The sequence below is a fragment of the Streptomyces sp. O3 genome, from assembly GCF_054788135.1.
Genome location: NZ_JBTVYK010000015.1, coordinates 43926 through 56585, shown reverse-complemented (window position 1 = coordinate 56585; position 12660 = coordinate 43926). Strand labels below are relative to the sequence as shown.

Genomic DNA, 12660 nt, shown 5'->3' with positions numbered 1-12660 from the left:
GGTGGTTGGACGGGGAACGGCGGATCAGGCCTGGTGGGGTGGCGACGCCGTACGGGCCGCGCCCCGGCATGATCCGCCGGACACGCCCCGAGATCGCGGGCCCACGGTCGCGGGCCCCGACGACGATCGGCCGCGCTCTCGGCGAGCTCAGCGACCGCCGAAGAGCGTGCGGCGCAGCCGCCGCAACGGCGCGAAGAGCGAGACCCGACGCATCCGCGCGCCCCGCCCCGTGCGCTCGTGCGCGACATCACGCGTGGTCAGCTCACGCATCAGCAACGTCGCCTCAGCCGTCTCACGCTGCGGGACGGCAGGCCCGCCCAGCACCGCCAGATGGCGGTCGAGACGCGAACTGCTCGCGCTGCTCCCGCAGGTGATCGCAGGGACTCGCGCCCTGCTGCGCACTGTTATCTGTTCCATGTCACTCCCCACCCGTACGAGGGCGCCCGGCCCTGGGCAGGGTAACCCTATCGCTCCCTACTGACACTCGTGTATCCCGGCCGCCGGATTCACCTCTGTCATAAGGATATTGACAACTACTCTCCGAATCCGCTTGCTTCCAGGTGGAGTTGGACAACCCTGTCAAAGGGGGAGGCAACCCCGCCCTACCAGGGTACTTTGGTGGGAAATCGCCCTGCCGCGGATGGGGGTTCGCCTGTGAGCGACGCAACGGGAAACACGGGTCGACAAGGCGGGGAAGACCGCGGGCGGGTGGTCGCTGGCCGCTACCACCTGCTGGACACCCTGGGTGCGGGCGGCATGGGCATCGTCTGGCGGGCCCGTGACGAGGTGCTCCACCGCGAGGTCGCCGTCAAGGAGGTCCGCGCTCCGGCCGGAGTCCCACCCGAGGACGTGGAGCGGTTGTACGCGCGTCTGGAGAACGAGGCCTGGGCCGCGGCCCGAGTGTCACACGGCTCCGTGATCACGGTCTATGACGTGGCGATGGAGAGCGGCCGCCCGTGGATCGTGATGGAGCTCGTCCGCGGGCTCTCCCTCTCCGACGCGCTGGACGCCGAGGGCCCGATGCCACCGCGGCGGGCCGCGGCGATCGGCGTCGAGGTGCTCGCGGCGCTCCGGGCCGCGCACGAGGCGGGCGTCCTGCACCGTGACGTCAAGCCCGGCAACGTCCTGCTCGCCAACGACGGGCGGGTCGTGCTCACCGACTTCGGCATCGCGCTCCTGACGGGCGGCTCGCATCTCACGATGACCGGCGAACTGGTCGGCTCGCCCGAGTTCCTGGCCCCGGAGCGCGCGCAGGGCCGTACGCCGGGGCCCGAGTCGGACCTGTGGTCGCTGGGGGTGCTGCTGTACGCGTCGGTGCAGGGGAACTCCCCGTTCCGGCGGGACACCCCCTGGTCGACGCTGCACGCGGTGGTCACGGAGGAACTGCCGCCGCCGGACCGGGCCGGGGCGCTGGCCCCGGTCATCGAGGGGCTGCTGCGCAAGGACCCCGTCGAGCGGCTCTCGGCGGCCGACACCGCGCACGACCTGCGGGACGTGGCCGCGGGCAACACGCCGCCCCCGCGTCCCGGCTCGGTCCGGGGTTCAGGACCGGACCCCGATCTGCACCGTCGGCAGACGATCACGGCGCCTTCTCCCACCCCGCCCGGACCTGCCCCCGAACCGCGGCCTGAGCCACGCCCGGCCCGGTCGGGACGGGCCGTGCTGCTGATCGCGGGTCTCGCCGCGCTGGTACTCGCCATCGGCGGGCTGACGACGTACGCCCTGCTGGACGGCGACAAGGGAAACGGCAACGGCAACGGCTCCAGCAACGGGAAGACTTCGGACGGCGGGCGCTCCAACGGCACTGGCGGCTCGAACAGCGGCGGCGATACGGGCGCGAACAACGGCGGCGGGTCGGACAGCGGCGGCGGGTCGGACAGCGGCGGAGACACTGGCAGTGGAGGTACCGGCGGGGGAGACAACGGCGGCAGTGACACCGGCGGCCAGGGAAACAGCGGCGGCGGCAGCAACGGAAATGGCAACGGCAACGACCACGGCGGGACCAACACCAGCGGCGGTGAAACCAGCGGCGGAGGCGACGGCGGAACGACCACCGACCCCCCGCAGACCGTCGAGGTCTCCGTCGCCGCGACCGACGCCGACTACACCGGCGCCTGTCCGCCGTCCGAGGCCGAGGCCCCGTCCTTCACCGCGTCGTTCACGGTGGGCGGCACCCCGGTCGAGGTCGAGTACCGTTGGGTGACCGCGAACGGCCAGCCATCCGATCCGGGGTGGAAGACCCTCCAGTTCGCCGACGGCGGGGACAAGACCCAGACCGTGAACCACACCGAGGCGGCCTACACACCGGGCGGCACGCTGCACAACGAGATCAGCGTGGAGGTCCGCGCGCCTTTGGACGCGCAGTCCAACTCCGTGGCGTACTCCGTGACCTGCGAAGAGGAGCCCCCGACCAGCGGAGGCCCCTCCGACTACGCGCCGAACGGCGCGGCCGGGTAGCGCTGGGTCCTGTCCGCCGGACAGGACCCAGGTCACGCCGCCCGGTTGAGCGTCGGCAGATATCCGCCCGACTGCCCGGCGGCCGTCGGGTGGTACGACTCGCCGATGTCGCCCCAGTTCACGCTGTGCAGCCAGGAGTCGCCGGAGCAGATCCGGTGCCCGGCGAAGTCCGGGTTGACGTCGGCGAAGGTGAATCCGTGGTCGACGGCACGCTTCGCGGTGGCGGTGTTCAGATAGTCGGCGGCGTCGTTGATGGCCGCGCGCTTGGTCTCGGACAGGCCGAACCAGCAGCCGCCGCCCAGCTTGTAGAAGCGCGGGTAGCCCAGGACGACCACACGCGCGTGGGAGGCCTTGGAGTCGATGGCCGAGTAGACGGAGTCGAGGCGGCCTGGCAGCTCGGTGTCGACGTACCGTTTGGCCTCCTCGATGCGGTTCAGGCAGGCGCTTTCGGACTGCAGCACACAGGTGAGCATGACGTCCGCGAAGCCCGCGTCATTGCCGCCGACCGAGATCGAGACCAGTCCGGTCGTCGAATTCAGGGGACCCAGCTGGGAGTTCACGACATCACTCGTCCGGGCGCCCGAGCAGGCGGTGAAGTCGAACGAGGCGGGTGAGTTGGCGGCCGCCCACAGGACGGGGTAGGCGCGGCTGCTGCGCTTGCAGTCGCCGCTGCCGCTGTCGTAGGAACCGGCCCCGACGCCGGACGAGTAGGAGTCGCCGAGGGCCACATAGCCGCCCGCCGCGGCCTGTTGGCCGTCGGCGGCGTGCGCCGCGCTCGCACCGGCCAGGGGGAGGCCGACGGCCAGGAGGAGCGAGCCCAGACCCGCGGTGATTCGGGATAACCTCATGGAACCTCCTCAAGCAGGATCACTGCTGTCAACTCCGGTGGTACCACGCACCACAGGAGCCGGGAAGTGTCCATGCCAAGAGTTTCCGGTTATCGGAATTCTTGCCGGGACAAGGTTTAACCGGCGTACGCCGTTGAGCAGTTCAACTTCCGCTCTGTGCCGTTTACGTGACACTCCGTCACGTAAACCGAGCGCGTCGCGACACCGACCGCGGCCCGACACTCGCTCCCCCAGCACGCCTACGGATAGGCCGCCCGCACCGCGTCCTCCACCGCCGCGAGCGCGGCCGCCCGGTCCAGCCCCAACCGCTGGGCCTGAGCCACATACTCCGCGGCCGCCGCCGCGACACGCCGCGCCGCCGCGTCCCCCGCCGCCGCCACGAACGTCCCGTGGCGGCCGCGCGTCTCGACCACCCCGTCCGACTCCAGCGTCCGGTACGCCTTGGCCACGGTGTTGGCCGCGAGACCCAGCTGTTCGGCGAGACCGCGCACGGTCGGCAGCTTGTAGCCCACCGGCAGCGCCCCGGACCGGGCCAGTTCGGAGATCTGCGCACGCAGCTGCTCATACGGCGCGACGGCGGCGCCCGGATCGATGTCAAGCTTCAAGGTCACCGGCCGATTGTCCCGCACCGACGGAAAATCCTGGGCCAGGGCGGGGCGCTTTGCTTAGCGGGCGCGGGGCCGCCGGGCTCGCGATCGCCCGCGGCCCGGTCAGGGCGCGGCTCGGACGCCGGACGCCGGGAGCGGTACGGCACGGCTCGCTCCCTTCGGTTCGTACGCGATCGAGTCGCCCGCCTCGTGCAGGTGCAGCACGAACCGCTGCCCCGCCCGGTAGGCGTCGAGTCCCGCTCGGCAGTACGCCACCAGGTCGTCCGGGAGCGCGGCCAGGGGGTGCCAGGCGAGCTCGGAGCACTTGTCCGGTTCGGCGTTGACGGGCTCGCCGCCGACGCCGTACGCCGTCTCGAAGAACCAGCCGATCCGGGTCTCGCCGCTCGGCGAACGGTGCTGCATGACCAGCGCGACGCTCAGGTCGTCTCGGGTGAGCCGCAGGCCGAGCTCCTCGTACGCCTCGCGGAGCATCGCCTCCCGGACGTCCTCGCCGTCCTCCAGGTGACCTGACGGCGCGTGCAGCAGGCCGTCCGCGTAGCCGGTTCCGGCACGCCGGGCGAGCAGCACCTCGTCACCGCGGCGCACGAACAGGTGCACGTCGACGACCTCCTTGTGCCGCCGCTTTCCGTCGAAGGCCGCCACCACGACGTACCGCTCGTCGTGGATCTCGCGCCCCCACAGGCGCGTGTCGCCGGAGAGCCGCTCGGAGTGGACACGGTCGGTCAGCCGCCCCAGCGCCTCGGTCAGCCGGGCGGCCGGTATGCCGACCGGGCTGACCGTCCCCCACACCCCCTCGACCAGCACCAGCCGCCCGCCGGGGCGCAGCAGCGCGGCCCAGCGACGCAGGGCCGCATCCGGGTCGGGAAGCTGCCACAGCACGTGCCGGACCAGCACGACGTCGAACCGCCGCCCCTCGACCGGGGGCCGCCCCGCGTCGCCGACGAGCACCTCGGCCCCGGTACCGGCGAGCTTGGCGCGGGCCCGGTCCGCCATGCGCGGCGAGCGGTCGACCCCGGTCACCCGGTGCCCCTGCCGCACGGCGAGCAGCGACATACTCCCGGTCCCGCACCCGAGGTCGAGTACGTCGGAGGCTTCGCGGGGCAGCCAGCCGCGCAGCCTGGCGGCCCAGGCGTCCCGTACCCCGGCGTCCCGCAGGCCGTGGTCGGGCTCGCCGTCGAACGTGGCGGCCTCGTCGTCCCAGTCGTGTCCAGCGCGGCTGTCGGTCATGCACTGATCGTCGCAGCCGCCACTGACAACCGTCGCGCCCGCCGCGGGCCCTGGGGAAGCGCCCCCTGGGCCACTGGTGTGACGAGCGCCACACAGATGCGTGACCGGCGCCACTGACAACAGGCCTCGCGATGGGTAAGGCTCCCTATCCGGGTCTCCCTTCACGGAGGAGCGGACCGGGACGACTGCGCCAGGAGGCCGCCATGCGCCGCCAGACCGTACAGAAGCCCGTCAACAGGACCACGAGCCGCCGGAAGCGGGACCGCGCCGACGAACCCGCGCGCCCGCGCCCCGAGATCCGCCAGGACGTCCGCAGAACCTGGTGGCCGGACGGCTGAGCCCGCCGGAACCCGCCGCTGACGCGGCGCCGTCTTCCTCACAGAGCAAGGGCGAGCCCCCGTCCGGGAGTTCCGGGTTCCGGGAGTTCCGGTGGCCGGAAGTTCGGACGAGGGCTCCGTGCCAGGCTCTCTTGCTCAGTAGACGCTGACCCCGTACCTGTTCAGGGCCTCGGTGACGGGCTGGAAGAAGGTCGTGCCGCCGGTCCGGCAGTTGCCGCTGCCGCCGGAGGTGAGACCGAGTGCGGTGCTGCCGGAGTAGAGCGGACCGCCGGAGTCGCCCGGCTCGGCGCACACACTGGTGCGGATCATGCCGTAGACGACGTCACCGCCGCCGTAGTTGACCGTGGCGTTGAGCCCCGTGACCCGGCCACTGTGGGTGCCCGTGGTGGAGCCGCGGCGGGTGACCCACTGGCCGACGTACGGGTCGGCGGCCCGCGTGATGTCCTGGCCGCCGACGCTGCCCGGCTTGCTGATCGAGCTGTTGGTGTACCGGACGATGCCGTAGTCGTTGCCTGGGAAGCTCGATCCCGCCGTGGAGCCGAGCACGGTGCTGCGGCTGGAGTTGGCCCACCAGGTGCCCGCCCCGTCGGTGCAGTGGCCCGCGGTCAGGAAGTAGGAGGCGCCGCTGCGGCTGCGGACGTTGAAGCCCAGGGAGCAGCGCCAGCCGCTCGCGTAGATGGCGTCTCCGCCGGATATCAGCTTGGTGAACTTGCCGGGGGTGCGCTCGATCTTGAGGGCGCCGGCGTGGGGGCCGGCCGCGCGCTTGATCTTGTTGAGCTCCGCCCGCGAGACGGTGCTGTCGGCCGTGACCACCAGGCGGTTGGTCTTCGGGTCCACGTTCCAGGCGGTGCCCGCCACATCGGCCTTGAGCACCGCGTCACCGGCCTGGGTGAGCTGGGCCGCGCTGTAGACGTCCGGTCTGGCCTCGGCCGCTTGCGCGGCGGGGACGGCCAGGGCACCCGCGGTCACCAGGCCGACGGCCGCGGCCAGCAGCCGGGTCCGTCGGGCGATGCCGCCGTGGGGGGTGGTGCGCTTGATCCTCACTTGTCGTTCCTCCCGAGGGGAATCGGGGGTCCACTGGACAGCGGACCCGTGAGGCGCGGTCAGGGGGCCGTTCACTGTTCGGCATTTCGACAACAGTTGTGCCCCTGACAAGCGCTGTTCGGGAGTATTCGGCGGCTCACCGCCCGGCACAAGGGCGCTTTTCGGCCGTCCGCCCCGGCGGGCACACGCGCCGCCGGCCGCCCCGGCGCACTCCCCGTCGTTCCCCGTCGCTCCCCGTACACTCCCGGTGCGTCCCAGGCGCGATCCCGCCCAGACTGAGTCACCGTCAGAACCGAGACCAGCAGCCCGTCGTGACACGCCCGTCGTCACCCGTCTGCCGAACAAATCATATTTCACTCACTGTCAGCAGCCGTACCCCGCAGGACCCTTGAAGAACCGGGGTGGCTCGTGCACCAGTACCGTCACGAAAACCGCGCGCGGCGACTATCCACTTGGCGCGGCATCCGCATCATGGACGACCATAGGAGTGCGGACAGCAGGAACCGCTGCGAGAGGAGGCGTCCATGGGATCGGTGCGCAAGGCGAGTGCCTGGCTTGGCCTCGTCGACGACAACGATGACGAGCGTTACTACGGCGGATACGAAGACGACTCGGCCGACTCGGCCGAGGGGCACGAGCCCGGCAACGCCTGGGTGACCGACCCGCGGGTGCGGGTGGCCACGGAGGCGGCCGAGGAGCAGGGCCAGCGGATCGGCACGGTCACGCCGGACGGGTTCCGGGACGCGCGCGGCATCGGCGAGCTGTTCCGGGACGGGGTCCCGGTGATCATGAACCTCACGTCCATGGAACCCGCCGACGCCAAGCGCGTGGTGGACTTCGCCGCCGGGCTGACCTTCGGGCTGCGCGGCTCGATCGAGCGGGTCGCCAACCGCGTCTTCCTGCTCACCCCCGCCGACACCCGGATCGTGAACGGCGAGAGCGAGAGCCGCCCCAGCGACGGCTTCTTCAACCAGAGCTGAGCGAGGCGTTCGCCCGTCCGGCCGCCGCCCGCTCAGCGGAACGCGTCGAGACCGGTGAGCGCCTTGCCCAGCACCAGCTGGTGCATTTCGACGGTGCCCTCGTAGGTGAGCACCGACTCCAGGTTGGTCGCGTGGCGCATGACCGGGTACTCCAGGGAGATGCCGTTGGCGCCCAGGATCGTGCGGGACGTCCGGCAGATCTCGATCGCCTCGCGTACGTTGTTGAGCTTGCCGAAGCTGATCTGCTCGGGCCGCAGCCGTCCCGCGTCCATCCGGCGGCCGATGTGGTGCGCCAGCAGGATGCCCTTGTGCAGTTCGAGGGCCATGTCGGCGAGCTTGGCCTGGGTGAGCTGGAAGCCGCCGATGGGCTTGCCGAACTGCTCACGGGTCTTGGCGTAGTCGACCGCGGCCTCGAAGGACGAGCGGGCCGCGCCCATCGCGCCCCACACGATCCCGTAGCGGGCGTGGCTCAGACAGCCGAGGGGGCCGCGCAGTCCGGTCACCTCGGGCAGTACGGCGTCGGCGGGCAGCCGCACCTCGTCCAGGACCAGCTCACTGGTCACCGACGCGCGCAGCGACCACTTGTGCCTGATCTCGGGGGCGGAGAAGCCGGGGGCGTCGGTCGGTACGACGAAGCCCCTGATGCCGTCGTCGGTCTGCGCCCAGACCACGGCGACCGAGGCCACCGAGCCGTTGGTGATCCACATCTTGCGGCCGGTCAGCACCCAGTCGGCGCCGTCCTTCTTGGCGTAGGTGCGCATCGACGCCGGGTCGGAGCCGATGTCGGGCTCGGTGAGGCCGAAGCAGCCGATCAGCTCTCCGGCGGCCATACCCGGCAGCCACCGCTGCTTCTGCTCCTCGGAGCCGAAGCGGTGGATGGCGTACATGGCGAGTGAGCCCTGCACGGAGACCAGGGAGCGGATGCCGGAGTCGGCGGCCTCCAGCTCCAGGCAGGCCAGGCCGTACTGGACGGCGCTCGCACCGGCGCAGCCGTAGCCGGTCAGGGACATCCCGAGGGCGCCGATGGCGCCCAGTTCGCGGGCCAGTTCGCGGATGCCGGGCAGTTCGCCGCGCTCGTACCAGTCGGCGATGTGCGGCAGGACGCGGTCGGCGGCCCAGCCGCGCACCGTGTCGCGGACGGCGAGGTCGTCGGGGCTCAGCAGGTCGTCGAGGCCGAGCGGGTCGTGCGGGTCGAACGCTGGCGGGCGGGGTGGGTCGAACGCTGTCGGACGGGTGGCGGACATGCTGGCCTCCGGACGGCGGGAAAACCAGGGCCGGTCGGCGGATCAGGCCATGAGCGGCCGACGACCGCGCCGCGGTCGCGCGTGCCAGGCCACCACGCCCCAGGCCCGCTCCGCCGGCCGTTCCTAGCAGTGGTAGTTATGTGCGTGGCGCCGACGTTACGGGGCGGTGCCGCGCACGTCCAGCCTGCTCCGGGCGGCGCACGCGGCGTCGCGGGCGGCCCGGCGCGGCCGCGGCCCGGCTCAGGACTCGGCCGCGAGGCCCGCCTGTTCCCGGAACTCCCGAGGCGCCTGCTCCGCGCGCGCCGCCGGGACGGCCACCGCGGGCCCGAACCCGTGGTCCCGCTCCCGTTCGGGGCCCGGCCGCGGCGTCCGCGTGGGCACCCCGGCCAGGTCGCCGCCGGCCGGCGCCGCGTGGCACGCCGTACCGGACTCCGCGGCGCACTCCATGCCGCGCGGCAGCCGCAGCGCCGCGAGCGCGCCGAGCAGCAGCAGGCCCGCGCTGACCAGCAGGCTGACCCGCATCCCGTAGACGAAGGAGTCCTGGGCCGCGGCCCGCAGCAGCTCGCCGGCGCCGCCGTCGAGTCCGGCCGCGACCTCGTACGCCTCCCCCAGGGAGTTGCCCGCGGCCTCGCTCGCCCGGTCCGGGACGCCCGGCACCGAGGAGAGCCCCGGCGCGTACACGGCGTTCATGACACTGCCGAGCAGCGCTATCCCGATGCCGCCGCCCAGCTGGTACGAGGTCTCACCGATCGCGGCGGCCCCGCCGGCCTGCCCTTGCGGGGCCTCGCTGAGCATCGACTCGTACGCGCCGAAGAGCGTGGTCTGCAGGCCGAAGCCGAGGATGACGAAGCCCCCGAGCAGCAGCGGCGGATTGTCCTGCTGGCCCATGAAGGTGAGCGTGAGCACCGCGGCCGCGGTGAGGCAGAAGCCGAAGGCGACCATCGTGCGCGGGCCGAGGCGCTGCAGAAGCGTGGAGCCCGCGAGCCCGCCGGCCATGGCGGCCAGGGTGAGCGGCACCATCCGCAGCCCGGTCTCCAGCGGCGAGAGGCCGAGCACCAGCTGGAGGTACTGGGCGGCGATCAGCATCAGCCCGACCAGGGCCAGCATCGCCAGCACGATGCAGCCCACGGAGGTGCCGAACGCGGGCCGGGAGAACATCGACAGGTCGACCAGCGGGTGCCTGCGCCGCCGCTGTCTGCGGACGAACCCGGTCAGCAGCAGCGCCCCGGCCAGCAGCGGCACCAGGGTCAGCGGGCTGACGACGTCCTCGCCGCCGCCGACGCGCTTCACCCCGAGGACGACGCCGAACAGTCCGGCCGCCGCCATCAGGGCGCCCACCACGTCCCAGGGGCCGCAGCGGTCCCCGGTCGACTCGGGCAGCAGCCAGCGGCCGACCGGGAGGCTGACCAGCATCAGCGGGATGTTGATCAGGAAGACCGAGCCCCACCAGAAGTGTTCGAGCAGCAGACCGCCGAGCAACGGGCCGCCCGCGGCGCCGACCGCGGCGACCGCGGTCCACAGGCCGATGGCGACGGCGCGCTCCCGGCGGTCGGGGAAGACCTGGCGGAGGATCGACAGCGTGGCGGGCATGATCATCGCGCCGCCGACGCCGAGCAGCGCCCGAGCGGCGATCAGCACCGTGGGGGTGTCGGCCAGGGCGGCCAGCGCCGAGGCGGAGCCGAACAGCGCGTACCCGATGAGCAGCACCCGGCGGCGGCCGACGCGGTCGCCCAGGGTGCCGAACAGGATCAGCAGCGAGGCGCAGACCAGCGGGTAGGCGTCGACGATCCACAGCAGCTGGATGCCGCCGGGCTTGAGGTCCTCGGTGACGGCCGGGACGGCGACGTGCAGCACGGTCGAGTCGATGGCGACGAGCAGCAGGCTGGCGCACAGCACCACCAGGACGACCCAGCGGTTGGCGCCGCCGCCCGGCGGCCGTGCCGACCAGGGGCCACGGGCGAGGGCGGCGAGGCGGGGGGCGGGGGATGAACGGGAAACACCGGCGGGCGGCGCCGAAGCGGCCGTGGGCGTCCCGGACATATACCTACCTCCCAGTGGGGTTGCTCGGATTCCGCCGACGCGGCGGCCCTGACCCGGCGCCGATGAGTGTCGGCCCCGGCCAGACCCTCTCGAGAACACGAGCGAGTCGTCAGCGTACGCGAGTGAACGGCCGGGGTCGGTGGCGCACCTCTCACGTGACGAGGCGACGAACTGTGGCATACGCCACGTAGCGGACGTTCCCGTCACCCCGGCGGACGGCAGGCGGACGACAGACGGGCGGCAGGCGGACGGGAGGCGGACGGGAGGCGGCCGAACGGATAATTCCGCATCGAGCAAAGGTGAACGAATTCAGAAGCCCGCCGAAACTCCTCCGCATACGATCGGAGTAAACGCGGGCCATAGCCACCGCACATTGCGGGATCCCGGAAATAAAGGCCTGCCTGAGATGAATCCCACATCACATCGTTATCACGAAGCCAGCGCTTCACCCGGCCCCGGCGCTAACCCGCTGTAACGTCGATTGAGTGCGTACCGAACGAAACCTCACCCGTCTGGACCGGGTCCTGGCCCGTCTCGACCGTGAGCCGGAGCGGCCGAGCGTCCTCGACCCCCCGAGGATGAGCCCGCACCGGATCGTGCTCCTGGGTTCGACCCTGGTCTTCTACGTGCTGATCATCGTCGCCGTGGTGAACACCTCGTGGCTGGTCCGGCTCGACTGGCAGCTCATGTTCTTCCGCCCCTACGAGCAGTGGCCGCAGCTGCACGCCTTCCTCGACTACTTCGTGGTGCTCGGCCAGCGCGGGCCCACCGCGGTGATGGTCGCGTCCTGGCTGCTGTGGCGCTCCTGGCGGCAGCACACCATCCGCCCGCTGCTGGTGCTCGGGGTCTCTCTGCTGCTGCTCAATGTCACGGTGGGCGCCGCGAAGCTCAGCATGGGGCGGCTCGGTCCGCACTACGCCACCACCATCGGCTCGAACGAGATGTGGCTGACCGGCGATATATTCCCTTCGGGGCACACCGCCAACGCCGTGGTGACCTGGGGCATCCTCGCCTATCTGGCCGCCACCCACCGCACCCGCCGCTATCTGTCGGCGGTCTCCGCCGTGGTCGCGCTCGGCGTCGGGCTGACCACCGTCTACCTGGGCACGCACTGGCTGAGCGATGTGCTGCTCGGCTGGGCCGCGGGCGTGCTGATCCTGCTGGCGCTGCCCTGGTTCGAGCCGCTGATCGACCGCGCCGAGGCCTGGATCCTCCAGCGGCGGGACCGGGTGCTCGCCCGCCTGCGGCGCGCCCCGGCCACCCCGGCTCCGGTCCCGGCCACGGTCACCCTCGGCACGCCGCTGCCGTGCCCCGAGAGCGGTGAGACGTGCGCGGCGCGCGAACCGGTGGGCGCCGCGGCGCACAACGCCCCGCGCGCCGGTCACCTCACACACCGCGGCCACGCGGCACGGACCCCGGTCACGCCGACCGGAAGCCGCCGCCCGCCCCACCCGGACCGGGCGTCCCGCTCCACCCCGGCGAGCCCGGTAGCGGGCAGCTGACCCGCCAGACCCCGAGCAGGGCGGGCCCGGCGGGGCGGCACCGGGGTGTCTCCGACCGGGGGCCGTACCGCGACGCCCTGGGCGGGCCGCTCAGCCCGCCCAGCAGCGCGTGACGACGCCGTCGGCGACCTCGAAGTTGAGCCGCCCCTCCAGAAACTCCATGGTGACGAACCCGCCGGGCGGCACCGATCTGACGGTGGTCCAGCCGCGTTCGCGGGCCCGGCGCTCGGCGTCGGCCGCGTCGAGTCCGACGTAGGACTCGGGGGCGTCCTGGGGCTGCGCGGAGGGAGACGGTAGGGGTGCCATAGGCCCCACCGTAGGCGGCCGGGGTCCGGCGGCGGAAGGCCCGCCGACGGCGGATACCGAGCGTCA

At 72.3% G+C, this 12660-nt stretch carries 12 protein-coding genes; 4 read left to right on the top strand and 8 right to left on the bottom strand.

The window, feature by feature from the left end:
- Positions 1-147 precede the first annotated feature (147 nt).
- Entirely contained in the window at positions 148-417 is a 270-nt protein-coding gene (locus tag ACX6XY_RS10100; protein ID WP_460328345.1) for a hypothetical protein, read from the bottom strand.
- Positions 418-756: 339 nt separating this feature from the next.
- Here ACX6XY_RS10100 and ACX6XY_RS10095 point away from each other — a divergent pair, with 339 nt between their 5' ends.
- Complete coding sequence (locus ACX6XY_RS10095) at positions 757-2457, top strand: serine/threonine-protein kinase (protein ID WP_460328453.1); 1701 nt, start codon at positions 757-759, stop codon at positions 2455-2457.
- Between the two features lie 32 nt (positions 2458-2489).
- Here ACX6XY_RS10095 and ACX6XY_RS10090 read toward each other — a convergent pair whose 3' ends face one another.
- From ACX6XY_RS10090 to ACX6XY_RS10080, 3 genes are all read right to left on the bottom strand, one after another.
- Positions 2490-3305: an SGNH/GDSL hydrolase family protein gene (locus ACX6XY_RS10090; protein WP_460328343.1), complete on the bottom strand. Its 816-nt coding sequence runs from the start codon at positions 3303-3305 to the stop codon at positions 2490-2492.
- 239 nt (positions 3306-3544) lie between these two features.
- On the bottom strand, positions 3545-3916 hold the full coding sequence (locus ACX6XY_RS10085) for a GntR family transcriptional regulator (protein ID WP_460328341.1): 372 nt from the start codon (positions 3914-3916) through the stop codon (positions 3545-3547).
- Between the two features lie 99 nt (positions 3917-4015).
- Positions 4016-5140, bottom strand: coding sequence for a methyltransferase domain-containing protein (locus ACX6XY_RS10080; RefSeq protein WP_460328339.1), 1125 nt, complete (start codon positions 5138-5140; stop codon positions 4016-4018).
- 203 nt (positions 5141-5343) lie between these two features.
- Here ACX6XY_RS10080 and ACX6XY_RS10075 point away from each other — a divergent pair, with 203 nt between their 5' ends.
- Entirely contained in the window at positions 5344-5478 is a 135-nt protein-coding gene (locus ACX6XY_RS10075) for a hypothetical protein (RefSeq protein ID WP_460328337.1), read from the top strand.
- Positions 5479-5613: 135 nt separating this feature from the next.
- Here ACX6XY_RS10075 and ACX6XY_RS10070 read toward each other — a convergent pair whose 3' ends face one another.
- The gene (locus ACX6XY_RS10070; protein WP_460328335.1) at positions 5614-6522 is read right to left on the bottom strand and encodes a S1 family peptidase; all 909 of its coding nucleotides are present in this window, start codon (positions 6520-6522) and stop codon (positions 5614-5616) included.
- Positions 6523-7046: 524 nt separating this feature from the next.
- Here ACX6XY_RS10070 and ACX6XY_RS10065 point away from each other — a divergent pair.
- The gene (locus ACX6XY_RS10065) at positions 7047-7502 is read left to right on the top strand and encodes a cell division protein SepF (protein WP_460328333.1); all 456 of its coding nucleotides are present in this window, start codon (positions 7047-7049) and stop codon (positions 7500-7502) included.
- Between the two features lie 32 nt (positions 7503-7534).
- Here ACX6XY_RS10065 and ACX6XY_RS10060 read toward each other — a convergent pair whose 3' ends face one another.
- Both ACX6XY_RS10060 and ACX6XY_RS10055 read right to left on the bottom strand, forming a co-directional pair.
- The gene (locus ACX6XY_RS10060) at positions 7535-8746 is read right to left on the bottom strand and encodes an acyl-CoA dehydrogenase family protein (RefSeq protein WP_460328331.1); all 1212 of its coding nucleotides are present in this window, start codon (positions 8744-8746) and stop codon (positions 7535-7537) included.
- A gap of 240 nt (positions 8747-8986) precedes the next feature.
- Entirely contained in the window at positions 8987-10786 is a 1800-nt protein-coding gene (locus ACX6XY_RS10055; protein WP_460328327.1) for an MFS transporter, read from the bottom strand.
- 485 nt (positions 10787-11271) lie between these two features.
- Here ACX6XY_RS10055 and ACX6XY_RS10050 point away from each other — a divergent pair, with 485 nt between their 5' ends.
- Positions 11272-12288, top strand: coding sequence for a phosphatase PAP2 family protein (locus ACX6XY_RS10050; protein WP_460328324.1), 1017 nt, complete (start codon positions 11272-11274; stop codon positions 12286-12288).
- Between the two features lie 90 nt (positions 12289-12378).
- Here ACX6XY_RS10050 and ACX6XY_RS10045 read toward each other — a convergent pair whose 3' ends face one another.
- Complete coding sequence (locus ACX6XY_RS10045; RefSeq protein ID WP_460328322.1) at positions 12379-12594, bottom strand: I78 family peptidase inhibitor; 216 nt, start codon at positions 12592-12594, stop codon at positions 12379-12381.
- Positions 12595-12660 lie beyond the last annotated feature (66 nt).